This is a genomic window from Bacillus sp. FJAT-42376 (assembly GCF_003816055.1).
Lineage (GTDB): Bacteria > Bacillota > Bacilli > Bacillales > Bacillaceae > Metabacillus_B.
Map to the genome: position 1 here is coordinate 3,821,916 of NZ_CP033906.1, position 25,924 is coordinate 3,847,839.

21 protein-coding genes and 3 riboswitches are annotated in these 25,924 nt (G+C 43.4%); of the genes, 7 read left to right on the plus strand and 14 right to left on the minus strand.

The genetic code is table 11. The features are described 5' to 3' along the window. The first annotated feature begins 62 nt into the window (after positions 1–62). Both CEF21_RS19280 and CEF21_RS19285 read left to right on the plus strand, forming a co-directional pair. Positions 63–1,049, plus strand: coding sequence for an ABC transporter substrate-binding protein (locus CEF21_RS19280; protein WP_123919190.1), 987 nt, complete (start codon positions 63–65; stop codon positions 1,047–1,049). Positions 1,050–1,158: 109 nt separating this feature from the next. After that, entirely contained in the window at positions 1,159–1,884 is a 726-nt protein-coding gene (locus tag CEF21_RS19285) for a ZIP family metal transporter (protein WP_123919192.1), read from the plus strand. A 422-nt stretch (positions 1,885–2,306) separates the two neighbouring features. Here CEF21_RS19285 and CEF21_RS19290 read toward each other — a convergent pair whose 3' ends face one another. The 4 genes from CEF21_RS19290 to CEF21_RS19305 form a co-directional block, all read right to left on the minus strand. After that, a complete protein-coding gene (locus CEF21_RS19290) occupies positions 2,307–3,632 on the minus strand; it encodes a TrkH family potassium uptake protein (RefSeq protein ID WP_481747606.1) in 1,326 nt (441 codons plus the stop codon). A gap of 3 nt (positions 3,633–3,635) precedes the next feature. Next, entirely contained in the window at positions 3,636–4,292 is a 657-nt protein-coding gene (locus tag CEF21_RS19295) for a potassium channel family protein (RefSeq protein ID WP_123919194.1), read from the minus strand. Between the two features lie 158 nt (positions 4,293–4,450). Beyond that, a riboswitch (cyclic di-AMP (ydaO/yuaA leader) is annotated at positions 4,451–4,600 on the minus strand. Positions 4,601–5,136: 536 nt separating this feature from the next. Next, positions 5,137–5,733: an undecaprenyl phosphate transporter UptA gene (uptA, locus tag CEF21_RS19300; RefSeq protein WP_123919196.1), complete on the minus strand. Its 597-nt coding sequence runs from the start codon at positions 5,731–5,733 to the stop codon at positions 5,137–5,139. Between the two features lie 139 nt (positions 5,734–5,872). Next, positions 5,873–7,120 (minus strand): dicarboxylate/amino acid:cation symporter, encoded by a 1,248-nt coding sequence (locus CEF21_RS19305; RefSeq protein ID WP_123919198.1) that lies wholly within the window; start codon positions 7,118–7,120, stop codon positions 5,873–5,875. A 212-nt stretch (positions 7,121–7,332) separates the two neighbouring features. After that, positions 7,333–7,472: riboswitch (cyclic di-AMP (ydaO/yuaA leader) on the minus strand. A gap of 207 nt (positions 7,473–7,679) precedes the next feature. Between CEF21_RS19305 and CEF21_RS19310 the strand changes: the two genes are divergently transcribed. Further along, on the plus strand, positions 7,680–8,576 hold the full coding sequence (locus tag CEF21_RS19310; protein ID WP_123919200.1) for a DUF6612 family protein: 897 nt from the start codon (positions 7,680–7,682) through the stop codon (positions 8,574–8,576). A 219-nt stretch (positions 8,577–8,795) separates the two neighbouring features. Here the strand turns inward: CEF21_RS19310 and CEF21_RS19315 are convergent, their stop codons facing one another. Beyond that, a complete protein-coding gene (locus CEF21_RS19315) occupies positions 8,796–8,990 on the minus strand; it encodes a twin-arginine translocase TatA/TatE family subunit (protein WP_123919202.1) in 195 nt (64 codons plus the stop codon). A 213-nt stretch (positions 8,991–9,203) separates the two neighbouring features. Beyond that, positions 9,204–9,382, plus strand: a riboswitch (Lysine riboswitch). Between the two features lie 120 nt (positions 9,383–9,502). On the opposite strand from CEF21_RS19315, the gene CEF21_RS19320 reads away from it, so the two are divergent. Then, positions 9,503–10,918, plus strand: coding sequence for an amino acid permease (locus tag CEF21_RS19320; protein ID WP_123919204.1), 1,416 nt, complete (start codon positions 9,503–9,505; stop codon positions 10,916–10,918). Positions 10,919–11,469: 551 nt separating this feature from the next. Here CEF21_RS19320 and CEF21_RS19325 read toward each other — a convergent pair. The 6 genes from CEF21_RS19325 to CEF21_RS19350 all read right to left on the minus strand — a co-directional run bounded on the left by CEF21_RS19325 (position 11,470) and on the right by CEF21_RS19350 (position 18,580). Next, complete coding sequence (locus tag CEF21_RS19325; protein ID WP_123919206.1) at positions 11,470–12,723, minus strand: cation:dicarboxylate symporter family transporter; 1,254 nt, start codon at positions 12,721–12,723, stop codon at positions 11,470–11,472. Positions 12,724–12,963: 240 nt separating this feature from the next. Further along, positions 12,964–14,139 carry a D-alanyl-D-alanine carboxypeptidase family protein gene (locus CEF21_RS19330; protein WP_123919208.1) on the minus strand — a complete coding sequence of 392 codons (1,176 nt, stop codon included), beginning with the start codon at positions 14,137–14,139 and terminating at the stop codon, positions 12,964–12,966. Between the two features lie 196 nt (positions 14,140–14,335). After that, positions 14,336–15,814, minus strand: a complete 1,479-nt coding sequence (locus CEF21_RS19335; RefSeq protein WP_123919210.1) for a UDP-N-acetylmuramoyl-L-alanyl-D-glutamate--2,6-diaminopimelate ligase — start codon at positions 15,812–15,814, stop codon at positions 14,336–14,338. Between the two features lie 622 nt (positions 15,815–16,436). Next, positions 16,437–17,816 carry a class II fumarate hydratase gene (gene fumC, locus CEF21_RS19340; protein WP_123920427.1) on the minus strand — a complete coding sequence of 460 codons (1,380 nt, stop codon included), beginning with the start codon at positions 17,814–17,816 and terminating at the stop codon, positions 16,437–16,439. Between the two features lie 30 nt (positions 17,817–17,846). Further along, positions 17,847–18,392, minus strand: coding sequence for a GNAT family N-acetyltransferase (locus CEF21_RS19345; protein WP_123919212.1), 546 nt, complete (start codon positions 18,390–18,392; stop codon positions 17,847–17,849). 11 nt (positions 18,393–18,403) lie between these two features. Continuing rightward, positions 18,404–18,580, minus strand: coding sequence for a YvzF family protein (locus tag CEF21_RS19350; protein ID WP_123919214.1), 177 nt, complete (start codon positions 18,578–18,580; stop codon positions 18,404–18,406). 168 nt (positions 18,581–18,748) lie between these two features. Here CEF21_RS19350 and CEF21_RS19355 point away from each other — a divergent pair, with 168 nt between their 5' ends. Continuing rightward, positions 18,749–19,609 carry an EcsC family protein gene (locus CEF21_RS19355; RefSeq protein ID WP_123919216.1) on the plus strand — a complete coding sequence of 287 codons (861 nt, stop codon included), beginning with the start codon at positions 18,749–18,751 and terminating at the stop codon, positions 19,607–19,609. A 187-nt stretch (positions 19,610–19,796) separates the two neighbouring features. Here the strand turns inward: CEF21_RS19355 and CEF21_RS19360 are convergent, their stop codons facing one another. Then, a complete protein-coding gene (locus CEF21_RS19360; RefSeq protein ID WP_123919218.1) occupies positions 19,797–20,240 on the minus strand; it encodes a VOC family protein in 444 nt (147 codons plus the stop codon). Positions 20,241–20,434: 194 nt separating this feature from the next. Here CEF21_RS19360 and CEF21_RS19365 point away from each other — a divergent pair, with 194 nt between their 5' ends. Then, the gene (locus tag CEF21_RS19365; protein WP_123919220.1) at positions 20,435–20,767 is read left to right on the plus strand and encodes a DUF3243 family protein; all 333 of its coding nucleotides are present in this window, start codon (positions 20,435–20,437) and stop codon (positions 20,765–20,767) included. Between the two features lie 28 nt (positions 20,768–20,795). Further along, positions 20,796–21,545: an SDR family NAD(P)-dependent oxidoreductase gene (locus CEF21_RS19370; RefSeq protein WP_164462252.1), complete on the plus strand. Its 750-nt coding sequence runs from the start codon at positions 20,796–20,798 to the stop codon at positions 21,543–21,545. 347 nt (positions 21,546–21,892) lie between these two features. Here the strand turns inward: CEF21_RS19370 and brnQ are convergent, their stop codons facing one another. Further along, on the minus strand, positions 21,893–23,215 hold the full coding sequence (brnQ, locus tag CEF21_RS19375) for a branched-chain amino acid transport system II carrier protein (RefSeq protein WP_123919224.1): 1,323 nt from the start codon (positions 23,213–23,215) through the stop codon (positions 21,893–21,895). Positions 23,216–23,598: 383 nt separating this feature from the next. Continuing rightward, a complete protein-coding gene (locus CEF21_RS19380; RefSeq protein ID WP_481747686.1) occupies positions 23,599–25,920 on the minus strand; it encodes an immune inhibitor A domain-containing protein in 2,322 nt (773 codons plus the stop codon). Positions 25,921–25,924: the final 4 nt, after the last annotated feature.

Genomic DNA, 25,924 nt, shown 5'->3' on the forward strand with positions numbered 1-25,924 from the left:
ATACAAATCCGCCTTATTATTTTAATGTAATTGAAAATCATTATCAAATGGGGGTCAATAGAATGAGAAATACATATAAGAAGTCATGGTTAAGCGCAGCCGCCTTGCTCCTTAGCCTTACCCTTCTGCTCGCGGCATGCGGCGGCAAAACGGAAACTAAAAAGGAAGAGGCAAATCCGGAAGAGGCTTATCAAATAAAGCATGCGATGGGCGAAGCAAAAATTCCGAAAAAGCCTGAACGGGTAGTCGTGCTAACAAATGAGGGAACGGAAGCGGTACTGGCAATGGGAGTTAAGCCTGTCGGAGCTGTTCAATCTTGGCTCGGTGATCCATGGTATGACCATATTAAGAAAGACATGAAAGACGTAAAAACAGTGGGTACAGAGAGCGAAGTCAATTTAGAAGCGATTGCTGCCCTTAAGCCTGATTTGATTATAGGGAACAAAATGCGCCAGGAAGCGGTCTACGAAAAATTAAACGCAATCGCTCCAACGGTATTTTCTGAAACGCTGCGCGGCGACTGGAAAGAAAACTTTTCCCTCTATTCAAAAGCATTAGACCGTGAAGAAGAAGGAAAAAAAGTCATTGGTGATTTTGATAAGAGAATTGACTCGATTAAAGAACAAGCCGGGGACAAGCTTTCACAAAAAGTTTCCGTTGTCCGTTTTATGGCCGGTAAAACCCGTGTGTATTACGATGATTCATTCTCAGGGGTTATCTTTAAACAGCTTGGGATTAAGCATCCGGAAGGAACAGATAAATTGTTTGCTGCAGACCAAAAAGATCAATTCATGAGAGAAGTTGGGAAAGAAGCCATTCCTCAAATGGATGGAGACATGATCTTCTACTTCACTTATGCTCCACCAGGAGATACAGAGGCAGTGAAAACAGAAGAAGAATTTACGAAAGATCCTTTATGGCAAAACCTTAACGCTGTGAAAAACAATAAAGTTTATAAAGTGGATGATGCCATTTGGAACACAGCAGGCGGCGTTATGGCTGCCAATAAGATGCTCGATGAAGTTGAAAAATACATCGTTCAAAAATAAAAACCAAGCTGAAGGAGCCTTCCTTCGGCTTTTTTCTTTTAGAAGGAATACAGTGTTTCTCCATAGGGTAAGGATAAAATAGAAACGTGAAGAAACGGCAGGTGAAAATATGGGGCAGGCAGCTTTATGGGGAGCTTTTGCAGGATCTTCCATCCTGATTGGCGCGCTGCTTGGATTGCTGCAGCGTATTCCGGCGAGAATGGTTGGCTGGATTATGTCATTTGGAACAGGAGTATTAATAGGAGCTGCATCATTTGATTTATTGGAAGAATCTTTAGACGGCGGCGGAATACTCGGTACAGCAATTGGTTTTCTTGGAGGCGCTCTGCTGTTTACGATCTGTGAAGTCATGATTGCTAGAAAAGGCGGCCATCAGCGGAAGAGATCAAAAGAAAACCCTGAAAATCATTCAGGCGTCTCTATTTTTATCGGAACCATCATTGATGCCGTTCCTGAATCTGTCATTATCGGTGTAAGCATTCTTCAGCAGGGTTCTGTGAGCGTCTTGATGGTTATCGCGGTTTTCATCAGTAACTTTCCTGAAGGTTTATCCAGTACAACAGGACTAGTGAAGGATGGGTATTCCAAAAAGAAAATTTTGTTTATGTGGTTTACTGTGGTCCTGCTGGCAACCATCAGTTCTCTTCTCGGCTACTCACTTCTCCAGAATGCCTCCCCTGCTTTCACTGCTTCAATAGGGGCATTTGCAGCCGGAGGAATCATTGCAATGGTCGCATCCACCATGATGCCGGAGGCCTATGAAGAAGGAGGTCCCATTGTCGGGATGATTACTTCTTTAGGTGTTCTCTGCTCCATGATCCTATCCCAGCTGTAAAATTGAGCATAAAAGAAGGGCCGTTTCCAGGCCCTTCTTTTGTTTATAACTGCAAATAAAACTGGCCTGGCTGATTGCTAAATCCGGTCCCTCTCTATCCGGCCGGACGACTGCATTTTTTCTTCATTCAGATTAAACTGTCCGGTGAGACCCCGCAGTGGCGAAGCCAGGAGGAGGTTCACCACCCGCCCAATGATAAGCGAACGCCTGAATCGGAAATCAACAGCCAAGTTTAACAATGTTTTTTAGACTATATTAGTGCCCAGTGTTGATATTTATCACCTGTTGACTGGAGCGGAAGGCGTGAGACTTCTGCGGGAGAAGTTGAAAGGTGAGACCCCACAGTGGCGAAGCCAGGAGGAGGTTCACCACCCGCCTAAGGATAAGCGCACGACTGAAGCGGAAATCAACAGCCAAGAATATTACCCTGTTAATATATCCTCTTTCGGGTACCGTACCATTTGTTTTCCGGATGGAGTGGCAAGAGAGTAAATGAGAGTGAGCGGGCCTAGTTTTCCAAGAAACATGATGAAGACGAGAACAATTTTCCCAAACGCTGTAAATTTTGCTGTAACGCCCATAGAAAGCCCTACAGTGCCGAAAGCTGATACGACTTCAAAAAGGATTTCCAAAAAAGATTCATTTTCGGTGATTGTCATTAGAAAAACGGCTCCTATTATAAACAAAATCGATACGATGGAGATGGATAAAGCTCTCACAATGTAGCCGCTGTCAAGGGCCCTTCTGCCGAGGTTAATCTCTTTTTTTCCTTTTAAAAACGTGAGGGTTGCCAAAAGGATGACCATCGCTGTCGTAAGCTTGATCCCCCCTCCTGTTGAAGCACTCCCGGCACCGATAAACATTAAAATAATAATGTAGAAAAGCGATGCTTCATGCATGGCACCGATATCAAGAGTATTGAACCCCGCCGTACGCGGTGAAACAGCCTGGAACCAGGATGCCCATAATTTATCCCCTAAAGAAAGTCCCCCTAACGTACCGGGGTTTCCATACTCCAGGACAAAGAGAATCAGCATGGATACAAGGTTAATAATGAGCGTGGCGACCAGCATAATTTTGGTATGCAGACTGAATTTTTTAAATTTTTTCTTCTGCCATATATCGACCAAAACCGTGAATCCGATTCCTCCAATGATGAAAAGCAAGCTGATGACGATATTTACAATGGGATTTCCCACATAGTCCATTAAATTATTAGAAAAAAGCCCGAATCCTGCATTGTTAAAGGCTGAAATTGCGTGAAAGAAGCTATAAAACAGTCCTTTCCCCCAGCCAAACTCAGGAACCCAGACAAAAGATAAGAAAATCATGGCAAAAAGCTCAATTCCGAATGCGAATATAAACATATATTTAACGAGCCTGATTACTCCGCCAATATTCGTTTGATTTAATGCCTGCTGCATCACAATCCGGTCTTTAATTCCGACTTTTCTGCCGAGCATCAAATAAATGAGGACAGCGAAGGACATAATTCCAAGTCCTCCAAGCTGAATTAACAGGGCAATAACCGTTTGGCCGAACATCGTAAAAGCTTGACTTGGATCGACGGATGAGAGCCCTGTTACCGTCATTGCGGACGTTGTGACAAATAGCGAATCCACCCAGGAAATTCCATTCGTTGTGGAAATCGGCAGCTTTAACAGACATGTTCCCGCTATAATGCCAATAGCAAATGTCAGGACAAGCAGCTGTGACGGTTTAAGCTTGATAACTTTCGGCATATTCATTCGCTACATTCCTTCCTCCTCAAACCGGGAGATCTCTTTGTTTTTCCCAATAACAAATAAAATATCACCTTTGACCACCATTTCTTCCGGGTGTGGAGAAACAATCAGGTCATCATTTCGCTGAATGCCTACAATGCTGCAGCCGAATTTTGCGCGTGTATTCAAATCCATTAATGTTTTCCGATTGATTTTAGCTGTGGCGACCAATTCGGCCATGCTATGTTTTTTAGATAACTCAATGTAATCAATCATTTTTTCCGAACTGATATGGCGGGCAATCCTCTTTGCCATATCTCTTTCCGGATGAATGACCCGGTTTACTCCGATTTTGTCCAGCACACGCTGATGGTAATCGTTTTGAGCTTTTGTCCAAACCTCTTTGATGCCAAGTTCTTTCAAAAGAAGAGAGGTTAAGATACTGCCCTCGATATCGTCTCCAAGGGATACGAAAGCATGGTCCACATTCCGGACGCCAAGCTGTTTGAGGGCTTCCTCATCCATAGAATTGGCTTGAACAGAGTGGGTTGCATATTCAGAGTATTCTTGAACCCTCGCTGAATTTTGATCAACAGCGAGAACTTCTCTCCCCAGACTATAAAATTCTTTTACCAGGCTTCCGCCAAAACGCCCTAAACCGAAAACGGCAAATTGTTTACTCACAGATGAAGACTCCCTCTAAGAAGATTAATCAGGTTAGTATGTATCGGCTGCGGCAGCTGATTACAGACTTTCCGCAACAGGTCGAAATCAGGAAAAAATCAGGAAGCACAAAAAAACACAGAGGAATCTCCCTGTGCCTGATCTCAACACAAGTTTCATGAGCCTCTCCAATACGCTTACGAGGTTAGCTGTCGGGTTAGGGCGCCGAAGTAGCCCCTTCTAATAAAAGAATTCACCCCAAGTGAAGGCAAGTGCCTTCACATCATCATGGATCCCCCGCTTCCATAAGAATTAAGCGATATAGGTTTTGAAACATTCCATTTTATTTACGTGATTACGGATGTATCTTACTCCTGTTGCGGTTTATAGTAAAGAGGAAAAAAGAAGTTTTTTTGCCCTTCTCCTGTTATTTTCCCCTGTTTACACTCCTTAACCCTATAAATACTTAACCAGGCTCTAATTATCTTCATTTATCTTTCATTTACAACGAAAAAAAGAGGCTGGGACAAATGGTTTACGGCTAATAAAAAAACCGAACTATAATTTGAAACTCTTGTATAGAGCTTCGTAATCGTTCGGTTTTACTGTTTTTCATGTTTATTAAAAGACTAAGTTAAAGCATGTTATTGATTTTTAACACCTGTTGATTGGAGCGGAAGGCGTGAAACTCCTGCGGGAGCAGCGGGACAGGTGAGACCCCGCAGTGGCGAAGCCAGGAGGAGGCTCACCGCCCGCCCCGCGGAAAGCGAACGACTGCTGCGGAAATCAACAGCCAAGTTTAACAGTGCTTTTTCAAAAGAAATATTCGGTTATAAGGACAACAATTTTAGTTATGTCTCAGCCTCTAAACCGTTTTCCTTTTCTTTGAACTCTTCGCGAAGAGATAAACTGCTATCACCAGAATGAAAATGATGATGAGCGGAATCATATAAGGCTGGGCAACTTCTTTGATGTGCATCCAGTTGCTGCCGAGCTGTATTCCAAGATAGAGAAAAAGGACTGTCCATGGAATAATAGCGGCGACAGTAAAAAGGGTAAACTTCCATGCCGGCATTTTAGCAATCCCTGCAGGAATAGAAATAGCATGCCTTACAACGGGAATAAAGCGCGCTGAAAAAATAACCCCTGTTCCATATTTCTCAAACCACTGTTCAGATAAATCAAGATGCTTTTTCTTAATCAAAAGATACTTTCCGTATTTCTCGAGAAGCGGCCGCCCTCCATAATAGCCAAGCCAGTACAGAAAAAGCTGAGCAAGCGTTCCGCCAATTACGCCCGCTGCCAGTGCACCTGCAAATCCTATTCGATCCAATGAAATTAAATATCCTCCATATCCAAGAACAATTTCACTGGGGATGATTTCAATCATTAATCCAATAGCAATTCCGAAATAACCTAAATCAGCCAATGCCTGCAATATCGTAAAAATGAAATCTTTCATAACGAACTCCTTTGTCCTCAACGACCTATAGTCTACTATACGTCGTTAGCAGACAAGTATTCAACCATTTATTGCGAAACTTTAAAACCAAAATAAAAGTGCCTGCAGCGGATTAAACTGCAGGCATTTTCACTATCTATTACATACTTCCTGCCATTTTTTGATCTGGAGGCAGGCTTCCATTCTTTTTCTCGGACTCGGCTACAATAACAGCACAAGCAGCATCACCAGTAATGTTAACGGTTGTACGTGCCATATCCAAAAGACGGTCGATCCCAAGAATCAGGGCAATTCCCTCTACCGGCAAGTTGACTGAGTTTAAAACAAGAGCAAGCATAATCAAACCTACTCCCGGAACACCTGCTGTCCCAATACTCGCAAGCACGGCTGTGAGCACAACGGTCAGCAGCTGGGTGAGGGTAAGGTTTTGCCCGTATACCTGGGCAATAAATACAGTGGCTACCCCTTGCATAATCGCTGTGCCATCCATATTAATTGTTGCGCCAAGCGGCTGGACAAAGCCGCTGATCTGTTTCGGAACCCCCAGATTTTTTTGCGCTGTCTCCATTGACACCGGCAGAGTCGCATTACTGCTCGAAGTACTAAATCCAACGGTCATAGCCGGAGAGAATCCCTTAAAGAACCAAATCGGACTCTTTTTAGCTAAAAACATAATGCTTGAGCCATACGTGAGGAACGCATGAATGACAAGGGCCAGGACGACAACGATGAAATATAGCCCCATCGCTTTAATTGCATCAAACCCCTGGCTTCCAACTGCAGTCGCAATTAATCCGAATGTTCCGTATGGAGCGAACTTCATAACAATGCCTACAAGGTACATCATTAAATCATTTCCCTGCTCCAGCACTTTCTTTAGAGCAGCCGTTTTTTCGCCAAGCATGGCAATTCCAAATCCTACAAAGACGGAGAAAGCAATAATTTGAAGCATATCACCGCTTGCCATGGCCTCAATCGGGTTCTTAGGGAAAATGTTTAGCAGGGTATCAGCTACAGAAGGAGCCTTCTCTGCCTTATACTCAGCGTTTTGTGTATTAAACTCTCCCACATTTCCCGGCTGAATAACCAATGCAAGTACAAGACCGATAACGATTGCGATCGCAGTAGTAGACAGGAAATAAGCAATGGTCTTACCCCCGATTCTTCCCAGCTTTTTCGGGTCACCCAATCCGGCCACTCCTAATGTAATAGAGAAAAAGACGATTGGCACGACGAGCATATTGATTAAATTAAGAAAGATTTTGCCAAGCGGAGTAAAAAGATACAGATCCAGCTGCTTGAACAATTCGGGGGATGTAATATTCAAGATAATTCCGACAATTCCACCTGCGATTAAACCAATAATAATTTTAGTAGCCAGTTTCATAGATTACCTCCTGTTGTTCGAATAGTTTGAATTTATTATAGCTCCCTATCTTTTCCCAAAATAAGTTAACAGCAAACGCATGCTCTAAATCAGCTTTTGCCGTCATCCAATGATGCAGATGTCTATTAAATAGGAAAGCGCGCAAAAAAGCCGTGAGAAGAGTTCTCTCACGGCCTATAAGGTCACAATGCCTAAAAACAGGATTTTCCTGTTAAGAATCTCTTCTCGCTTACGAGGTTAGCTGTCGGATTCGGACGAAGAGAAATGTCCTACCTTTAAAAAGGATTCACCCCTAGTGCCGCTGCACTGTATGGTTCCCCCGCTCCCTATTGGGATTAAGCGCTTATATGGACTTGTATTTTCATTATATACAAATCGTTTGTTATTTTGCAATTATTAATTTTTTCCTAAATCATGAGCCTTTTTACTGGCATATTCCCCATTAATAGAATTTTTTATCATAAATCCGGGACTTCCGGTAGTTTCATCCATTATTTGTTAGGGTAAGAAAATTCTAGTGAATTGATTTTTTTAAAAACTGAATTGGAGAGTGGAATGATTGAGAACAACGGCAAAATTATTAGGTCTATTCATGGTGCTTTCCCTTGCTTTATTCGGCTGCGGAACCCAAGGCAGCGAGAAGTCAGAGAAGACTGAAGGGGCTGAAACGGAAGAAGGCAGCAAATCAGAGGCAACTGAAAATAAGGAAGCTGAAAGCAAAGAGGCCGAGGACGAGGCGCCTGCCGCCACAGAGGCAAAGGATGAAAAATTGGATGCGGATCAAGTATTGGAAAAATCCATTGCCGCTTATGATGAGGTTAAAAGCTATTCTAGTGCGATGAACGTCAATCAGAAAATTGATGATGGCGAAACAAAATTGGATGTAACCGGTACATTAATGACTGAAAGCAATTACGAGCCTTTTGTCATGCATTCAACAGATACCTTTAAATCAAACGGCCAGACGATTAAGTCAGAAACATATATGACCGAAGACGCTACTTACACGTCTGAAAACGGGGCGGGCTGGATGATGCAGGATTCACCTGGCTCCTTAATGACAGGCCAGCCTAAGCCGACAGATGAACTTATGTCTTTAAAAGAAGTGGCTAAGGATCTGAATATGACCGAAAACGAGAATGAATATATTATTTCCATAGATGGAGCAAAAGAGGAAGTCTTAAGTCTATATAGCGATATGGTCAACGAAGCGGCGGCGGCTCTCGGAACAAATAGTGAATCCGTCAAAATTACCGGCTTAAAAATGTCTTACACCATTGATAAAAAAACGTTTCTGCAAAAAGCATCCGTGGTTGATCTGAATATGACCACGAATCTGGATGGAAAAACAGTCACGATGAACCAGTCAATGAATGGGACGTATGACAAATTCAACGAATTAAACAGCTTGTCTGTTCCAAAGGAAGTAATGGATACTGCTAAAAAACAGCAATAAGAATGGGGCTGTCTGGAGGCTCTCAAAAACAGGGTGACGACAGCGTCTCCCTGTTTTTGTTTGCAGAAGCGGATGGGCAGCACAGTGGGAAATCCCGGCGCTAGACCAAGCCCTATTCGGGAATGTTTAAGATAACCGGGTGGAAGAAAAGGTCCCGGGCGGAAAGAAAAAATAAAAGCAGCGTGCAAAAAAACAGCCTGCATATGCAAGCTGCTGAATTTATGGCCGCGCCCGTTCTTCTGTTTTTTTGGCTGCCTTCTCATCATCTTCGTCCATCATACCCCGTGTAGCATTTTTAAACTCGCGCAGGGTCCTTCCTGCCGCCTTACCAAGCTCCGGCAGCTTTTTCGGACCAAATAGCAGCAGCGCCACTACTAAAATCAGTAAAATTTCTCCAAACCCCAAACTGCCCATCTATAAAACCCCTTTGTGTTACAGTTTGTCACTCTTGCCTAAATTATAGGCGATTTCCTTAAGAATTCCAAGTTAATTCTAAGAAAAATCTGACGGTTCACTCAATTAAAGGGAATTCAAGGAATTTATCTTTACCTGTTGACGCTTGGATTAAAATGCATTATCATACTCAAGAATCGCAATTAAATAAGTCAAAATCCTCACTCCATATCTCGGTGAGGTAGAGGTTGCACCGATTAATAGTAACCAGTCTGAAGCCGTTGGGGCTAGTGATGACTGCTGAAAGGAAAAGGTGCCGAAGCAATTTTGAAACCAACATTCATTTTTGCTGGGCCTGTATTAAAAAAATACAGGACTGCCGCAGTCATCACCCGCGGAGCGCTATCAGGAGATAGGTTGAGGCGACTATGTATATAAAACGCATGGATTGCTCCATGCGTTTTTATTTATGTACATAATCTCATCCATCTTCCTCAAGTATAAGAAATAGAACAAACTAGGAGGATTTTAATATGGAAGAAAAAAAATGGGGCTTCTGGCTTCTGTCTGCTTTCGTTATCGGAAATATGGTGGGCTCCGGTATTTTCATGCTTCCAAGCACATTAGCCCAAATGGCCAGTCCGCTGGGAGTCGCCGCTGCCTGGCTCGTTACAGGTTTTGGCGTTCTGATGATCGCTCTTGTATTCGGTAATCTTTCCATAAGGAAACCGGAACTTACCGGTGGCCCGCAAAGTTACGCAAAAGCTATGTTCAGATCTGAAAAGGCCGGAAAAATGGCCGGATTCAGCATGGTATGGGGCTATTGGGTGGCAAACTGGATCAGCAACGTGGCCATTATTACAAGCTTTGCAGGCTATTTATCCACATTTTTGCCCATTATGAAGGATTCAACCGTTCTTTTCACCATCGGACCGCAGGATTTTGAAAAAGGAAGACTGCTTACATTTGCCGTATGTACCATTTTACTTTGGGGCACTCATACCATTCTTGTTAACAACTTAAACGCAGCCGGCCGCCTTAACTTCGCAGCCACTGCTTCAAAAGTGATTGGGTTCATGCTTTTTATCGGAGCTGCATTGTTTGCTTTTCAAGGAGCATCTACAGGCCAATGGTATTTTGATGTACAATCAGCTTCCGGGGAACCTCAGGGACTATTCAAGCAAGTTCAGCTGGCAGCCGTATCCACCCTCTGGGCTTTCGTAGGGATTGAATCAGCAGTTATTCTTTCAGGCCGTGCCCGTTCACAGGCGGATGTGAAGAAGGCAACAATTTTCGGACTGATTGTGGCTTTATCTATTTACATGATTACAACATTGCTGACAATGGGTGTTATTCCAAAAGACGAATTGATGCAATCCGATAAACCGTTTGTGGATGTATTGGCTCTATTTCTTGGAAACGGCGGCGGAATTGCAATGGCGATTCTTGCGTTAATCTCTTTGTTTGGCTCCACTTTAGGTTGGATTCTCATGAGTTCTGAAGTGGCTTACCAGGCTGCAAAATCAGGCATCTTCCCAAAGGTATTCGGAAAAAACAATAAAAAAGGCAGCCCTGTAGTTTCACTAACCATTACAAACATCATGTCGCAGCTTTTCATTTTTTCGGTTATTTCCGGAACGATCAGTGAAGCCTATACATTCTTAACAACTTCGGCCACACTTGCCTATTTAATCCCTTATCTCGTCTCGTCCGTCTATTATTTGAAACTTGTACTAAAAGGCGAGTCATTCAATGAAATAAAGGGGTCAAGAGTAAAAGAGGGAATCATTGCTTCTCTTGCTCTGCTGTACAGTATCTACGTGATTGTGTCAGGAACATCCGACCTTACTACATTCTTCCTCGGAATTGGGTTATTCCTTGTAGGATTTATCGTTTACCCGCTGCTAAACCGCGGAAAAGCAAACAGGCCTCTTAAGACGGATTCATGACAAGTAAAAGAATAAAGGAGCTGTCCAGGAGTCTCACGCCTTCCGCTTCAATCGACAGGGATTAAAAATTCAACAACATGCTTTAACATAGCGAAGAAAAAAACCGAACGATTATTTGAAACTTTGGTATAGAGCTTCGTAATCGTTCGGTTTTATTGTTTTTTATGCTTTTTTCAAAAGCGCTGTTAAACTTGGCTGTTGATTGCAGCTAGCAGTCGTTCGCTTATCCTTAGGCTGGCGGTGAGCCTCCTCCTGGCTTCGCCGCTGCGGGGTCTCACCTGTCCCGCTGCTCTAAGCAGGAGTCTCACGCCTTCCGCTCCTTAAAAATTAACAACATGCTTTAACATCGCCTTTTCAAAAGAAATATTCGGCTTAAAGACAACAATTTTAGTTATGTCCCAGCCTCTTCCTTTATCTGATTTCCGGAGAAAAACGTTTTGACAAGGGTAGGGGTTAAGCCAAAGACCCGGAAATTTTAAAAAACAGGCAGCCATTCATGAAGCAAATGGCTGCCTGTTTTGTATGTTGTGCAAAAACCGAATCTGTAATTTTTATGCTGTTCTTTTTGCTTCTTCCAAAGGAACAGGCTTATATTCGCCTTCCCATTTTGAAATAACAACAGCGGCTAAAGAGTTTCCGATAATATTGACCACTGTCCGCCCCATATCCAGAAGACGGTCAATCCCAGCGATAAAGGCCAGTCCTTCTACAGGGATGCCCACGGTTCCCAGAGTCGCAAGAAGAACAACGAATGAAACTCCCGGAACGCCGGCAATTCCCTTCGAAGTGACCATTAACACAAGCATGAGTGTAAGCTGCTGTGTAATCGTTAAATCGATGCCGTACATCTGAGCGATGAACAAGGCTGCAAGTGCCTGGTAGAGCGTGGAGCCGTCCAAGTTAAAGGAATATCCAGTCGGAATGACGAAAGAAGTGATGGCTTTCGGACAGCCGAAGCGCTCCATCTTCTCCATAATACGGGGAAGAACCGTTTCAGAGCTCGACGTAGAGAAGCCCAATATTAATTCATCTTTTAGTAAACGTATGATATGGAAAATGTTCACTCCGACAATTTTCGCCGTAATTCCAAGAACAACAAGTACAAAGAAAATCATCGTTGCATAAACCAAAATCATCAGCTTGCCCAGCGGAATCAAAGAATCAAGTCCGAATTTGGAAACGGTAATCCCGATCAGCGCAAACACGCCGAACGGAGCAAATTTCATTACTTGGTTTGTTACATAAAACATGGTGTCAGCTGCTCCCTGGAAAAAGGCGAGCACTGGTTTGCCGCGTTCTCCTACTGCTGCTACCCCTAATCCGAACATAACGGAGAAGAAAATAATCGCAAGCATGTCTCCTTCTACGAAGGCTTTAAATATATTGGAAGGGACAATATTGACAAATGTATCGGCAAATCCATGGCTTTCTACCCCTTCAGCTGTATCCACGTAACTCGAAATATCGGTTTTTTCAAGCCCGTTTTTGTCAACTCCCGCTCCGGGCTGAAAAATATTGGCTGAAAGCAATCCTATAACAATCGCAATGGTTGTAATGATTTCAAAATATATAATCGTTTTACCGCCAAGCTTTCCGAGCTTTTTTGTGTCTCCAACGCTTGCAACACCAACGATAATGCTCGAGATCACGATTGGAATCACGATCATTTTAATTAATCGAAGAAAAATATCTCCAATAGGCTGCAAATAGCTTACAATAGCCGGATTTCCATAGAATATGGCCCCTACCGCTATCCCAAGTGCAAGTCCTATTAATATTTGCCATGCTAAACTGATTTTTTTCACATAGAACAACCCCTTTACTATGATAATTAATCCAAAAAAAGAAGAAAATGGGAAATAAGGGTTTAGATTCGGACAAAAAGATTAGTGCACGCTGATAGTACACTATCTTATATGATAATTTGTTTTTTTACAATACAAATTTCGACATAATTTTCACAATTCAGAAAGAGAAACCGAGATTATCAGGTTTCCTTACTTGTATTCAGAAATAATTTTGAAAAGCGGATCCCCTTCCTGCCTTCACTGCCATTTCTTCGTCTGCAGAAAAACCGCTCCTCCGACTCCGATTACAAGAAGAAAGGCCATTAGAACCGCGATAAAAAAATGACCTTTCATGAGCGCTTCATCTTTTTCCATTTCATCCCGCTTTAGCGCCGGGGTTATCCCCTGACCATCGGGTACCGCTGATTCCAGTTTAGCGGAGGCCAGCTTCCTTCCGTCTTCTCCTTTAACAAAGAGTTCATTTGCCTTGCTTACCTCTGAAGTAATATGCTCCCCTTTATGCTTTGTATAGTACACCGCATGATTCAGCTGAAGAGGCTGCTGCCGGTCATTTTTCAGCGTAGCGGTTGGCCGGATTTCTCCTGTTTCAAAACGGCCGAAACCAAAATCAAGAAGCTTTTTCGTGTCATCATACGTTCCCTGGTCATTCGGGGACTTCATTGTAACCGTAATCAGACTAAGGCCATTCCGTTCTGCGGCCGTCACCAGCGTATACCCTGCTTGAGAAACAAACCCGTTTTTGCCGCCGGTTACCCCATCATAACGCTGCTGCATCATCATTTTGTGATGAGTAAAAATGGTCGTATTCCACGTTTCTCCTTCCCACTTTAACGATTTCGTGCCAAATATTTTAGCAAATTCTCTATTTTTCAACGCGTATTTTGTAATTTTAGCCATATCTTCCGCCGTTGTCCGGTGTTCAGGATCGAAAAGGCCATTCGGATTTTTAAAATTTGTGTTAGACGTCCCTATTTCTGTTTGCAAATAACGATTAAGGTCATGAGAAAATCCGCTCACACTGCCGCTTAGATGCTCTGCAATCGCTACAGCCGCATCATTTCCCGAATTAATCAGCATTCCCTGAATGAGCCGCTCCAGCGTCACTTTTTCCCCTTCTTCAAGAAAAACCTTTGTTCCATCCGTATTCCGGGCATTTTTACTGACTGTCACTTCTCCATTTAAATCCCCATGTTCGATTGCATAAATGGCCGTGGCAATTTTGGTAATACTTGCCGGGTACATAGAGGACTGACTATTTTTCTGATACAAGATTTGACCTGTTTTAGCGTCTATTAATACGGCCGAATCGCTGTTCAAAAGCAAATCATCTTTTTCTTTCCCGTTTGCTTTTGCCGGATGAGCTATAACAGATAAAGTAAAAATGGCAATGATCAAATGCAGAAACCGCTTCATGACTTATTCTCCTTGTCTATACCGTTCGCTTTTTCTCCAGTAGAATATCAGCTTACTTTTTTGAAAACAATGTAAATATATAGAACAGAATGCATATTCTTTCACGCAGAATCAATATATGGAAATAGTTCTAACGAACGAAATAGGAACCGCACTTAAAAAAGCCGAGTTCCTATTCCAATAAAATATTCAAGTTTTATTCAAATTTCCGTCCTGCATTCTGCCCTTGTATATATCGGATTGCCTCACCGTCAGTGGCTGCAGGCAATTCAAAGGTTTGCTGATAGGCTTCCGCCCCTTTTCCAGTTACTACAATCCAATCCTCCGGAGTCGAAAGACTCATCATGTGCTGAATAGCCAGTGTACGGTCCCGCATAACAGAGCCCTTTTCATTGCCGAACTGGTTCTGGAGATTTTCTAGTTCAGCCGTCATATCCTCCTCTTTTGTCCCATTCAAATCATCCAGAGTCAGAATATACCGGTCGCTTAATTCAGAGGACAGTTTCACCATCTCCCACCGTTTTGATTCATCTCTTCCCCCCCTGAATCCAAAAACGTGATAGACGTTTACTGCTCCGCATTCTCTTGCCGTTTTCAGACAGTGAAGCAAAGCATCTGCCGTATGGGCGTAATCCACCACAAATGTAGGCTGATGATCTTTTTTATATATTTCATTCCTTCCGGGAACTCCGGGAAATGTCATAAGGGCGTCCTGAATCCCTCTTTCATCGAGTCCCATTTTCAAGGCGCTCAGAAAAGCCAGTCCGGCATTAAAGATGTTATGAAGGCCAGGAATGGAAAGCTGAATAAAATGGCCTCTGTTTTCTGTTTCGCTGAAGATAGCTGCAGGAAACGTACTCGTTTTCCAATCTGAAAGCCGAAGATCACAATCGATTCCTTCACCGAAAGTAAAACACTCTTTGCCTGTGTCCCTAATGGTATTCACAAGCCTTTGTCCCCATATGCTATCGGTATTAATAAATGCCGCACCGGATGGGGACAGCTGCTGAAACAGCCTTGATTTCACGGAGAAATATTCTTCCATTGTATGGTGGTAATCCAAATGGTCCCGGTCCAAATTCGTAAAAAGAGCGTAATCAAATTCAATACCTTCTACACGGTGCTGACTGATGCCATGTGAGGAAACCTCCATGACCACATATTCATCCCTGCTGCTGAAAAGCAATTTTTGAAGCTCCAGGCTGTCAGGTGTGGTATTAGATGCGGGAATCCATTTCCCATTTATGTAATTTGCGATGGTTCCGAAAAGAGAGCAGCTGTACCCGGCAGTCTCCAGGATATGTTTGAGCATAAAGGCCGTTGTCGTTTTCCCATTTGTTCCTGTTATTCCGATCATTTTATGTTTCCTTTGAGGGTCACCGTAAAACGCTGCTGCTAACTTAGCCATTTGTTTTCGGATTTCGCCCAGTTGGATATAAGGGACTTCCAGATGAGTGATGTTTCTTTCACCTGCAACCGCTGCTGCCCCCGCTTTTATGGCTGCGTCAATATATTCATGGCCATCCGCCTCATAGCCGCTGATGGCCATAAAAAGATTTCCTGGCTTTACGCATCTTGAATCGGATGCAATCCCTGATATCTCTATTGCCCTCCACATATTTGGCGCCGGTTCGGTGCTTATGGATGATTCCAAAAGTAACTGGTGCAAATTCATAGGTGCCAATCTCCTTCGTTTATCTTTCTCACATGGTTCGAAACCTTAGCGCTTTTTCTATCCATTTTGATACGGCCTTGTTTTTTGATGTTATTATTTCCTAAAAAAAGGGATGGATATCCGTTATTAAATGGAAAAGAATCCGATAAAAAAACCCATATAAAAAAGAGGCTGGGACAAAAGGTTTCCTTCTATTAAAAAAGCACTGTTAAACTTAGCTGTTGATTGCAGCTAACAGGCTCTCGATTCAATCAACTGGGTTAAAAAAATCAACTACATGCTTTAACATAGCGAAAAAAAACCGAACTATTATTTGAAACTCTTGTATAGAGTTTCGTAATAGTTCGGTTTTATTTTTTTCATGCTTTTTTAAAAACTCTGTTAAACTTGGCTGTTGATTTCCACTGCAGGCGCTCAGCGACCAGCGGGGCGGGCGGTGAGCCTCCTCTCCGCTTTGCGGCTGCGGGGTCTCACCTGTCCCGCTTGTCCCCCAGGAGTCTCACGCCTTCCGCTTCAATCAACAGGGGTTAAAAAAACAACAGCATCCTTTAACATAGCGTTTTTAAAAGAAATATTCGGCTTAAGGACAACAATTTTAGTTATGTCCCAGCCTCTGTCATCTTTATTTTGGTTTTGTCATTTCCTCTGGTACAACATATTCATCAAACTGCTCTTCTGTCAGCAAATTTAACGCTGCTGCTGCTTCCTTAAGCGTGATTCCTTCTTTATGGGCATACTTCGCGATTTTTGCTGCTTTTTCATAGCCTATATGAGGGTTTAATGCTGTAACCAGCATAAGAGAGTCATTGAGATATTTTTTAATCACTTCATGATTTGGTTCGATTCCTTTTGCACAATGCACATTGAAAGATCGGAGTGCATCCGCAAGCAGGCGGACCGATTGGAGAAAATTGTATAAAATGACCGGTTTATATACATTTAATTCAAAATTCCCCTGACTTGCTGCGAACCCTATCGCCGCGTCGTTCCCCATCACTTGTACAGCCGTCATCGTTAACGCTTCACTTTGTGTAGGGTTGACCTTCCCAGGCATAATGGAACTCCCGGGTTCATTTTCAGGTATTGAAATTTCACCTATTCCGCATCTCGGTCCGCTCGCAAGAAATCGTACATCGTTGGCAATTTTCATTGCATCCGCAGCGAGACCCTTAATAGCACCGTGCGCATAGACGATTTCATCGTGAGAGGTTAAGGCATGAAATTTGTTCGCAGACGATATAAAGGGGATGCCTGTGTAGTCAGCCATTTCTGAAGCAGCCAGATCGCCGAATTCAGGGTGCGCATTGATCCCTGTCCCGACAGCTGTTCCTCCAACCGCAAGATTAAGAAGATGTGAGGATCCTTCTTCAATCATCGCTTTTGATCTTTCAAGCATATACGACCAGCCGCTGATTTCCTGCCCAAGGGTAATAGGCGTCGCGTCCTGAAGATGAGTACGTCCGATTTTGACCAAATCCTGAAATTGATTTGCTTTATCCGTCAGTGTTTTTTGAAGCTGTCCGACTGCGGGAATCAGCTGTTCTTTTACAGCTTTTAATGCAGCGATATGCATAGCCGTCGGAAACGTATCATTCGAACTTTGTCCCATGTTTACATCATCGTTTGCATGAATCCGGATGTCCTTGTTTTCCAGCAGTTCATTCCCTCTGTGCGCAATCACTTCATTCACATTCATATTGCTTTGCGTCCCGCTGCCGGTCTGCCATACAGCGAGAGGAAATTGATCGTCCCATTTACCTTCAAGAATTTCATCACAAGCCAGAACAATTGCGTCTTTTTTTTCAGAAGAAAGCTTTCCTAATTTTTCATTTGCAATGGCTGCACTGCGTTTCAGTACAGCAAACGCATAGATCACTTCGAGCGGCATTTTTTCGGTGCCGATTTTAAAATTCTCTTTACTGCGCTGAGTTTGCGCCCCCCAAAGCTTGTCAGCCGGAACTTCTATTTCTCCCATTGTGTCTTTTTCTATTCTCGTTTCCATCATACATCCCTCCCCTGTTTACATTCCCGCCTATGCATCCCCTATAACCGGAAATTCTTCACTTAATAAGGAAAGAAGCCTTACATCCTCATATTGTCCATTCATCAGTTCATACTTTCTTAAAAGGCCTTCATAACGAAAATGAAGTTTTTCAAGAAGAAGAAGAGAAACCGTATTTTGAGGGACCACTTTTGCCTCGATCCGGTTAGCCCCCATAGAGGTAAAGGCATAATCCAAAAGAAGAACCAAGGCTTCTTGCATATAGCCATGTCCCCAATGTTTCCGTCCCAGCTCGTAGCCGATTTCACCCCTTGCATTCTCTTCATCCCACTCATTAAAGCCGCAAGTGCCCAGAATCTCATTTGTTTTTAAACTGATGATGGACCACCGATAGGCTTTTTTCTTTCCGGCAAGCGAGCGAAGGATGTAAATCATCGACCTTACCTCTGTAATGGCCGCTGCCGCTTCCATATTCAAATAGCGGACAACCTCAGGGTCAGACCAGATCGGATACAGGCTCTCCGCATCTTTCTCCTCAAGCTCGCGAAGGCGGATTTTTGTTCCCTCTTTTCGCATACAGACTCCCCTCAGCTTTGATTCTTTAATTTCAAATCCAAGTAAATGCGCTGATCTTTGGAATACTTATATTTAGGATTTGTTCTTCCATACTCTTTTGATGTATAAGAAACGGTATAATTTTTTTCAAAAGACTGAATGATCACATCCAGTTCTTCTTTGCTTCCCATTAAACGTATTTGTGCCAATATCCATCTTCCTTTTCCCTGTGATTTCAACATCGTAACGGGAACAAGCGGGAATGTCCAGAGGTAGATTCTTTCTTCAGCGCGGAATGCTCTTTATAATGGTAAGCATGAAACTTTTATTTCCCTGCTTCGTATTAAAACTTACTGACAGGAAGAGGAGGCACAAGGATGGACTCAAAGCAAACACTGCAGCAATCCTTACATGAAGTTGAAAAATGGGAGAAAGATCAGCAGGGGCTGTGGTTCTGGGAAAAAATTACCCGACTTCCTTTTAAGCTTTTAGATAAGATCACTCCTGCTTTTATCCAGAAAAAGATTGGTGTTCTTCTTGATGAAATCGGAAATTATGTACAAACCGGAGGAAAATATCTAACCCAGGAAAAAATGATGCTGAAGAAGTTATCTGTCCAGTCCGGGGTAGAAGTCGAATCAATCGAAGGGGTTTCAGAGGTCTCTGTCGAAGACATGAAAAAGGTCTGTCTCGATATTAGAGAATCGAGAGGCAATCTGGCAACTGTACAAGGCGCGTCTACCGGATTCGGAGGAATGTTTACACTGGCAATTGATATACCGGTCCTTCTTGGTCTTTCCATTAAAACTCTTCAGGAAATAGCCATTGCGCACGGGTACGATCCGAATAAAAAAGAGGAACGGATCTTTATCGTCAAATGCCTTCAATTTGCATCAGCGGATATTGTAGGGAAACAAGCGGTTTTAAATGAGCTGTCTGGCTATCATACACGCTCCCATTCAAAAGAAGTCTTCTCCCAGCTGCAGGGCTGGAGGGAAGTGATGTATTCATATCGGGATACATACGGAATTAAAAAACTGCTGCAAATGATTCCGGTTGCCGGGATGATTTTCGGGGCTTTAACCAATCGTTCGATGATTAAAGAGCTTGCTGAAACGGGAACGATGCTGTATCAAAAACGGAGGATTCTTGCAAGACTCGATGAAATCGAACAAGCAGAGCAGGAACCTCTCCAGGTGGAAGAAGAGGGAACACCTGCCCTTCCATCTGGTGAATAAAAACAAGGACTGTCTCAAAGTCTCGTTAGCTTAAAACAGGGAAACGCACCCTAAGCGTTTCCCTGTTTTCGTTTGAAGTTTGATTCATGCTGATTGAAACGGGAGGGCGGCACTCCGGCGATATGTTTATCTTTATCTTAGCTGCATTCGTGTGCTCTCTGCTGTACACCGGAAACCTGAACATCTCTTAATCTTTAATAATGAGCATGTCGGATTCATCAAATTCCCAATCAGGGCCGTATGCCACTTCCCAGTAATACCCGTCCGGATCTCTGAAATAGCCGCTGTACCCTCCCCAGGATGTCTTCTGCGGTTTTTTGGCTATTTCAGCACCTGCTTTCTTTGCCCGCTCGAACATTTGATTCACTTCTTCTTCCGACTTCGCATTATAAGCAAGTGTAATGCCCGAAAATCCCCCCGCTGACAATTCAGGCGGATTTTCTTCATTAATGTCTTTAGCCAGCTGTTCGAGAGGAAATAATTCGAGCTTTGTTCCTTGATTTTTAAAAAACACAATCACCGGTTCTTCCTCGTTTCCAATGACCGATGCTTCAAAACCAATTTGCCGGTAAAACTTAAGCGATGCTGCTATTTCCCGAACTCCAAGCGCAATTAAATTTATTCGATTCACTAAAATCCCCTCCTCTGCTTATGATTCATTTCTACTCTCATTTCGACAAAAAGACTTCTCCTCCTTCCGCCAGTCAGTCTATCGCTTTAAAAACACATCCCTTGCTTTTGCCGGCACATTCAAGGAGGCTATTTCGTTTACACCATTTGGAGGAAGGCTATAACAATACTAATCTTTCAGGAGGTGAACCTGTTATGGCTTTTGAAAAAGATACTTCGGTGCAAGAAGAAAAGATTGAAGGGAAAATGGACCAGCTGAGCCATGAAGAAATGGACAGCATTTTAAAAGATTTTAACCATTTCAAACAATTTCTGCATGACAAGGTAAAGCAGGGTGAGAAGTTAGGATTATCCGAAAACACACTGGCTAAAGCGGCAAAAACGGCTGCTGAGTATTTAGCCAATAATACCGAACCGAAAAACCGTGAAGAACATTTATTGAAGGAACTGTGGAAAACGGGGAGTGAGGAAGAACGCAAACACTTCTCACATCTTCTTGTAAAAATGGCTCAAGACGAAGGCAGATAATCTGACAGTTAAAGAAAGGATGGGTATCTTGAAAAATAAAGTCGTCATTATATCAGGAGCAACATCAGGGATTGGAATGGCAGCCGCATTACATTTTGCTGAAAAAGGTGCCCATGTATACGCACTGGGCAGAGATGAAGAGCGGGGAAGCGAGCTGGAAGAAAAAAACGGAGAACTGACAGGCTCCATTACTTTCTCAAAAACAGACGTTGACCGGGAAGACAGTGTCCGGCAGTTTTTTGAACGTTTCAGCGGGGAACAAAGAGAATTCCATGTCCTTTTTAATAATGCAGGAATCGGCAGTGCAGCAATTGGCCCGCTCAGCAGAATTGATGAGGACGACTGGGAGAAACTTTTCAGCACCAATTTAAAATCACAGTACTTTATGATTAAACATGCAGAGAAATATTTTTCAAAAGATGAACCAGTAAGCATTATCAACAACGCGGCCATTGTGGGCAGCGAAAAGTTTCCTCCTGCCCTTCCTGCTTACAGTGCCAGCAAAGCAGGTGTCATTGCTTTAACCAAATCACTTGCCTCCCGTTTTGCCAAGCGGAATGTACGGGTAAATGCCATTTCTCCAGGGCCTGTAGATACGAGACTTGCAAGAGGTCTCTATCCAAACGAAGAAGCCTATGAGAAAGCCGCAAAAAATCATCCAAGAGGAAAATTCGGCACGCCCGAGGAAATTGCCAAAGCCGTTTATTTCCTGGCAAGCCCGGACTCAAGCTACATTAATGGCCATAATCTGATCATTGATGGAGGATACTCCCTGTAACGAATAAAAAGGCTGGGACATAACTAAAATTGTTGTCCTAAATCTTGAAAAGGATGTGGTAGAGTATTTTGTTGATACTTAACATCTGTTGATTGGAGCGGAAGGCGTGAGACTCCTGCGGGAGTAGCGGGACAGGTGAGACTCCGCAGTGGCGAAGCCAGGAGGAGGCTCACCGCCCGCCCCGCGGAAAGCGAACGACTTCAGCGGAAATCAACAGCCAAGTTTAACAGAGCTCTTGAAGAAAGCTTGAAAAACAATAAAACCGAACGATTACGAACCTCTTTACTAGAGATTCAAATAATCGTTCGGTTTTTTTATTAGCCGGAATCCTTTTGTCCCAGCCTCTCTTACCTTTGCACGTATACTCTTCTTTTCTTATAAACACTCATTCCATACCCTGCTGCTGCTCCAACTACAGCAGGCAGCAGCCAGCCAATGCCCTGTTCGGAAAGAGGGATGGCATGGATCACGCTGTCAAGGCTTCCTTTTAAAAGGGAGGTATTTAAGAATTCAGCTATACTGTATACGCCTGTAAATAAAACAGCCATATAATAGACCGGCTGATGTTCTTTAAACACACGTTCCATAAGGCCGATTACAACCAGGACAACAAGGATTGGATACACCATACTTAAGATAGGGACAGAGATGCTCAAAATCTGATTCAGGCCAAGGTTCGCAATCAGCATACTCGCCAATGTAAATACAGCCGCCCACAACCGGTAGGAAAGAGCAGGAAGCAAGTTAGAAAAATATTGGCTGCACGCAATCACAAGACCGATTGAAACGCTTAGACAAGCAAGAGTGAACAAAACACCGAGAATGACAATTCCCGCATCCCCGAAAAGCCTGCTGGTCAGCAGAGTCAAAACCTCCGCACCGTTTGCCGCTTTTCCATAACCGGCTGAAGATGCTCCCAAGTAAGCGAGAATGCTGTATACAGCAGCAAGCAAAACCCCTGCTCCGATCCCTACTGTTATCATACTTCGTGAAATCTGCTTTGGCGTTGTCATTCCTCTCGAACGAACTGTATTCGTAATGAGAACACCAAATGCCATGGCTCCCAAAGCATCCATAGTCAAATACCCGTCAAGAAACCCCTGAAAAAAGGAGTTGGTCTCATATATTTCAGCTGGCGCACCTAATGAAGCGGATGGAGTAAACAGTTTTTTCACAAACAAAATAGCTAGGATGGTGAGAGTGACTGGTGCCAATACTTTTCCAAGGCGATCGATCAGCTTGGAGGGAGAAAGGCTGAGCCACAATACAATTCCGAAAAACAGGATGGAATATAATCCCAGAGCGGCTGGCTGAGCAGCAGCCCCTTCACCCAGAAAAGGCTTCATTCCCATTTCATATGCAATGGTCGCTGCGCGCGGAATGGCAAGACCAGGCCCGATACAGAGATAAATAACAACCGGGAAAAGCACCGCAAAATGCGGATGAACCTTTTGATTCAAATTTTCTGCTGTGCCGTGAACGGCAATGGCCATGACTACCATAACAGGGAGTCCGACTGCGGTAACAATGAAACCCGCTAATGATAGAAAGGTATGAGTGCCGGCGGAATAGCCTAAAAAGGTAGGGAAAATTAAGTTCCCTGCTCCAAAGAACATCGAAAATAACATAACACTTATAAGAATCCGGTCTTTCCCGCTAAGTTTTTCCATCCTGATCTCCCCCTTCTCGAACAAAATATAATTATGAAGTATAACAACTGTAAAAAGATTTGGCTATAGCTTTCGAAAAATACTAAAATTTTAAATAAAACGTAAGGGTTTCCAAGATTTCACGCTTGTGGAGAACGGAATGATGGGAGGCGGTCCCACTTGTTTCAGGAATTTAGGACAATTGCTGACTTTACGGGGATCATTGCGGACTTTTCATGATTATTTGCTGACTTTCCGCTACTAATTGCTGACTTTTTATGATTATTTGCTGACTTTCTAGGATTTATGCTGATTGAGTAAAAGCTCCAGCATCCGTTAATCTCATACGACGTTCTAAACAGAAAAACAGCCCGCTGATTCCAGCGGGCTGTTTTTTCATTTCATTACTTGCGGATCCATACCATTCCAGCGGAGTTGTCTTTCGCTTCGCCCATAACTTGAACTTTCAAGCCGTTGCGAGGAAGGATTTTCCCTGCGTCTGGAAGAGTATAGTCAATGTAGGTTTGAGAGTCATCAAACAATGTATTGCCGAGCATTCCTTTGAATGTGTAGTCTCCGCGTGTCGGTGAAGAAACGGAGAATTCAGGTGTTTTATCCCATGAGAATGCTGCATCGGCTACTTGGTAGCGTGTGCTGTTTACCGCTGTTTTTTGTCCATTCAATGTACCCATGACGGTTTCAGGATGAGAGTCAACTACTCCGATAAACCCGTATCCCGGGTGGTAGCCAGGTCCAGTCCAGTTATCAAGGTAGCTTTCATCTCCGTACCATACAAGCATTCCTGTGTTGTATTTCGCACCGCGGGAGAAGGCAAGGGCTTTATCAGATCCTGCATAGTTTCTCCACTCTAGGTAATAGTAGTTATCCTTGTAGTAGTTTCCATCAGAAACGATGAAGCCTTTAAGTTCCATTTTCGGCGTGCCTTCTGCATCATCAGAAAGGACTACTTTTCCATCGACAGTTAGCGTTGCGTTATCAAGCCCGAAGCCGTTAAGCGCCAAGCCGCCGTCTGTTACATAGTTGAATTCCAATTTAATTTTGCTTCCTTTAAATTGGCTGAGGTCATAAGATTTGTCTACCCATTGGTCTAATGAAGTTTCGGCAGTCGCATCGCCTTTCGTATCTTCATCTCCAATTGTATCGATCAATACTTTCGTACCATCCTCTTTTACCGCATTTACATACAGGTAGTCATACTCAAACTCCACTTCAAAGAATGCTTTGTAATCAAACTTAGCTGTTGTAGCTGCTGTTAAATCAAATACCGGAGTGGTCATAGACGTATTAAGATCGTCACCTTTTGTGCTGTAGTAATATTTGTTTCCGAATGCAGGCGCAATTCCTTTTACGGCTTTCTTCGGAAGGTTGATCTTAACAATGCCAGGATTTTTAGATTTTGTTACACTTTGGTCAATGACTGAAGCGTAGCCGAATGCATCGAGATCCTTGTAATCAATCTCCGTGATATTAGCCCAGTTTCCGCCCATTCCTTTTTGGAAGAACTCTTTATTCATCGGAGAGAAACTTGTCGGCTCAGTACCGGCAATGTTTCCGTTCCAGCTTCCGCCGCTCATGATGGACCAGGAAGCAACCGGCTCTCCGGCACCTGTGTACTGTGTGTCATACTCATCCGGCAGACCAAGGTCATGTCCGAATTCATGTGCGAATACGCCGACTGCTCCGTCTTCAGGCTGGATTGTGTAATCAAATGCCGCCATTTGTCCGCCCCAGTACGGTGTAGAAGAGGTCGTTCCTGGAATTTTGTACGGCTGTGTGCCGATTGTCCATCTGTGAGACCAGATGGCATCATCCCCAAGACGTCCGCCTCCAGCTTCCTGTCCTGTTCCCGCATGAATAATCATCAAGTGGTCGACCAGTCCATCCGGTTCGTTTTGATTGCCGTCTCCATCCAAATCGTATTGGTCGAAATGATCATATTCATTCAGATCAATACCGGATGCAACAGCCGCAGTAAGAGCATCCTTCACCAGGTCACGTGCCCCTTTAGGATTTTGGTTATCATGTCCTCCGTTAGGGTTGTCATCACCGTACTCTCTCGCTTTACCAGGAACAGTAAGCCAGTCGGATACCACACCATTCACCGTATAGCTTCCGCCGGACTGCTCTTCATAATATTGCTTAAAGGTTTTAATTTTTTCACCGTTGAACATTGTGAAATCTTCATTGCCGAACATCAGCTTCTGGTAATGCTCTTTATTGAAGTCATTGGCATACATGTATCCCGGCTCCTGATCAACGTTGTTATGCCTGAAGTCAGAGAACTCTGTCAGCAAGACAAGAACCTTATCTTCACGAACTTTTCCGTTATATGTAGCACCTTTAGCAGGATCTACTTTCACTAGCCCATTCGGTTTGCCTTTCGCTGCTTTATTTTTGCCGAATTGTTTCTTAATCTTTTCTTTTTGCTTTGTCATGAATTCTTTTACCTTTGAATCCATGGCATGTCCTGAAGAATCAGGTGCGACAGCAGGCTTCTCGCCTTCTTTTTTCTGAATATAGGATTTTACTGCTTTATTAACCTCTGATTTTGTAGCCGATTTAGAAATAACTCCTTGCTGTTTAAGAGCTTCAGCAAGTCTTTCTTCAGGAATTGTGTTGTAATCGATTGGTGCTGATTCAACTGCGGATGTGTTCACAGCAGCAGAAGCTTGTCCAGTGGCTGGAAGAAGTGTTCCAAGCAGCAGTCCG

What these genes read in the sequence shown, in the direction of transcription:
- CEF21_RS19280 (WP_123919190.1), top strand. Translation starts at nt 63, where the DNA reads ATGAGAAATACATATAAGAAGTCATGGTTAAGCGCAGCCGCCTTGCTC.
- CEF21_RS19285 (WP_123919192.1), top strand. Translation starts at nt 1,159, where the DNA reads ATGGGGCAGGCAGCTTTATGGGGAGCTTTTGCAGGATCTTCCATCCTG.
- CEF21_RS19290 (WP_481747606.1), bottom strand. Translation starts at nt 3,632, where the DNA reads ATGAATATGCCGAAAGTTATCAAGCTTAAACCGTCACAGCTGCTTGTC.
- uptA (WP_123919196.1), bottom strand. Translation starts at nt 5,733, where the DNA reads ATGAAAGATTTCATTTTTACGATATTGCAGGCATTGGCTGATTTAGGT.
- CEF21_RS19305 (WP_123919198.1), bottom strand. Translation starts at nt 7,120, where the DNA reads ATGAAACTGGCTACTAAAATTATTATTGGTTTAATCGCAGGTGGAATT.
- CEF21_RS19315 (WP_123919202.1), bottom strand. Translation starts at nt 8,990, where the DNA reads ATGGGCAGTTTGGGGTTTGGAGAAATTTTACTGATTTTAGTAGTGGCG.
- CEF21_RS19320 (WP_123919204.1), top strand. Translation starts at nt 9,503, where the DNA reads ATGGAAGAAAAAAAATGGGGCTTCTGGCTTCTGTCTGCTTTCGTTATC.
- CEF21_RS19330 (WP_123919208.1), bottom strand. Translation starts at nt 14,139, where the DNA reads ATGAAGCGGTTTCTGCATTTGATCATTGCCATTTTTACTTTATCTGTT.
- CEF21_RS19335 (WP_123919210.1), bottom strand. Translation starts at nt 15,814, where the DNA reads ATGAATTTGCACCAGTTACTTTTGGAATCATCCATAAGCACCGAACCG.
- fumC (WP_123920427.1), bottom strand. Translation starts at nt 17,816, where the DNA reads ATGGAAACGAGAATAGAAAAAGACACAATGGGAGAAATAGAAGTTCCG.
- CEF21_RS19345 (WP_123919212.1), bottom strand. Translation starts at nt 18,392, where the DNA reads ATGCGAAAAGAGGGAACAAAAATCCGCCTTCGCGAGCTTGAGGAGAAA.
- CEF21_RS19355 (WP_123919216.1), top strand. Translation starts at nt 18,749, where the DNA reads ATGGACTCAAAGCAAACACTGCAGCAATCCTTACATGAAGTTGAAAAA.
- CEF21_RS19365 (WP_123919220.1), top strand. Translation starts at nt 20,435, where the DNA reads ATGGCTTTTGAAAAAGATACTTCGGTGCAAGAAGAAAAGATTGAAGGG.
- brnQ (WP_123919224.1), bottom strand. Translation starts at nt 23,215, where the DNA reads ATGGAAAAACTTAGCGGGAAAGACCGGATTCTTATAAGTGTTATGTTA.